Annotated in this window: 3 protein-coding genes; all 3 read left to right on the top strand. The window is 41.7% G+C overall.

The window, feature by feature from the left end; genetic code table 11:
* On the top strand, positions 1-525 hold a 525-nt coding region (locus NE665_RS23550), incomplete at its 5' end, for a replication initiation factor domain-containing protein (RefSeq protein ID WP_256302675.1).
* A complete protein-coding gene (locus NE665_RS23545) occupies positions 525-728 on the top strand; it encodes an excisionase (protein WP_002610247.1) in 204 nt (67 codons plus the stop codon). The genes NE665_RS23550 and NE665_RS23545, both read left to right, overlap by 1 nt.
* Before the next feature lie 78 nt (positions 729-806).
* Positions 807-2,000, top strand: a complete 1,194-nt coding sequence (locus NE665_RS23540) for a site-specific integrase (RefSeq protein WP_017143792.1) — start codon at positions 807-809, stop codon at positions 1,998-2,000.
* Positions 2,001-2,049 lie beyond the last annotated feature (49 nt).

Raw genomic sequence — 2,049 nt, 5'->3', positions numbered from 1 at the left:
GAAGTCTGTTCAAAACATAATAAGACACTTGATGAAGTCGGCAGTTGGAAACGGACAGAAATGCAACTGCGTGATGATAAGGCTCATGTTTTTGCCATGACATTCAAAGACAGACCGCTGGAACTTGGGGAACTGGCTTTCGGGCTATTAGCAAACAACCTACGCTTTGTCGTGCAAAACAGAAATGAAAGTAATAAGAGCAGATGGAAAACGTGTCGGTTTTGGGAACGATTTTTAGGGGCTGTGGAAGTCTTGAAACTGCAAGTACCGAAACTACATAATTCCCTTGAGGAAACACAGCAATGGCTCACAGAGGGTGGCGTGATTTCTGCTGTCAAAAGTTTTTATTTCTTAGAAGAACATGATGCATTAGGTGGACTGGAAAAAGTGGGAACTATGCTTGACAGGGCAAGATACAGCAGTTCCCTTTCCAGTAAATTAACCGCCCACTTACAGAGGATAGACCGCACCGACCTTATCCCCTATATCCAGTATGACACGAAACATGGGAAAGGGGGTATCTGATGAATAACAACGATATTCCCGTATGGGAAAAATACACCCTTACCATTGAAGAAGCGTCAAAGTATTTCCGTATCGGAGAAAACAAGTTAAGACGCTTGGCAGAGGAAAACAAGGACGCTGGCTGGCTCATTATGAATGGCAACCGCATACAGATTAAACGCCGACAGTTTGAAAAGGTCATTGATAAATTGGACGCAATCTAATGCAAATGAGCCTTGTATGTGTTATGATGAATACAAGTCATATCAAGGCTCTTTCCAACAAGGAAAGGAGCAGACACCATGAAAGAAAAAAGACGTGATAGTAAAGAACGTATCCTGCATACTGGAGAGAGCCAACGAACAGACGGAAAATACTTATATAAATATGTAGACGCATTTGGAAACACAAAATATGTGTATGCTTGGAGATTGACACCCACAGACCCGACACCAAAGGGAAAACGGGAAAAACCCTCACTTCGTGAACTGGAACAGCAGATAAGACGGGATATTGAGGACGGTATCGACAGCACAGGCAAGAAAATGACGCTTTGCCAACTCTACGCCAAACAGAACGCACAGAGGGCAAATGTGAAGAAAAGCACACAGAAACAACGGAAACAACTCATGCGGTTATTGAAAGAGGACAAGTTAGGTGCTAGGAGCATTGATACGATAAAACCCTCTGACGCTAAAGAATGGGCGTTACGCATGAAAGACAAAGGCTTTTCCTATAACACTATTAACAACCATAAACGCTCGTTAAAAGCGTCATTCTATATCGCCATACAAGACGATTGTGTAAGGAAAAACCCTTTTAATTTCAAGTTAAGTGAAATCATAGAAAATGATACCAAAGAGAAAGTAGTATTGACAGAGGAACAGGAACAAGCCTTACTGTCATTCATCAAGACGGATAACGTGTATCACAAGTATTATGATGATGTGCTGATACTGTTAAAGACAGGACTTCGTATCTCGGAACTGTGCGGACTGACAGTAGCCGATATTGATTTCAAGAATGAGGTTGTGGTTATCGACCACCAGTTATTAAAGAGCAAGGAACAGGGCTATTATATTGAAACGCCTAAGACAAAGAGTGGAACAAGGCAAGTGCCATTAAGCAGAGAAACGATACAGGCATTTCAACGGGTCATAAGGAAACGCACAAAAGGGAAACTGATAGAGATAGACGGATACAAAGATTTTCTGTTCGTCAATCCGAAAGGCAATCCTAAAGTTGCGATTGATTACAACGCCTTATTTGTCCGTATGGTAAAGAAATATAACAAACACCACAAGGATAACCCCTTGCCACATATCACACCACATACGCTACGCCATACGTTCTGCACAAGACTGGCAAGCAAGAACATGAACCCGAAAGATTTACAGTATATCATGGGACATTCAAACATCAGTATCACAATGAACTGGTATGCTCATGCGTCCATAGATACCGCAAAATCAGAGGTTCAGCGTCTAATCGCATAAGAAGTATTTACCACGATTTTAACCACGCTTGATAGCGAAAATATAAGAA

The organism is Clostridium sp. DFI.1.208 (assembly GCF_024463855.1).
Lineage (GTDB): Bacteria > Bacillota_I > Bacilli_A > Erysipelotrichales > Erysipelotrichaceae > Clostridium_AQ.
The sequence above is the reverse complement of the archived record's forward strand: the minus strand, read 5'-3'. Positions and strand labels throughout refer to the sequence as shown.

Excerpts from the sequence above, each read along its gene's own strand:
- NE665_RS23540 (WP_017143792.1), top strand. The coding sequence starts at position 807 with ATGAAAGAAAAAAGACGTGATAGTAAAGAACGTATCCTGCATACTGGA.
- NE665_RS23545 (WP_002610247.1), top strand. The coding sequence starts at position 525 with ATGAATAACAACGATATTCCCGTATGGGAAAAATACACCCTTACCATT.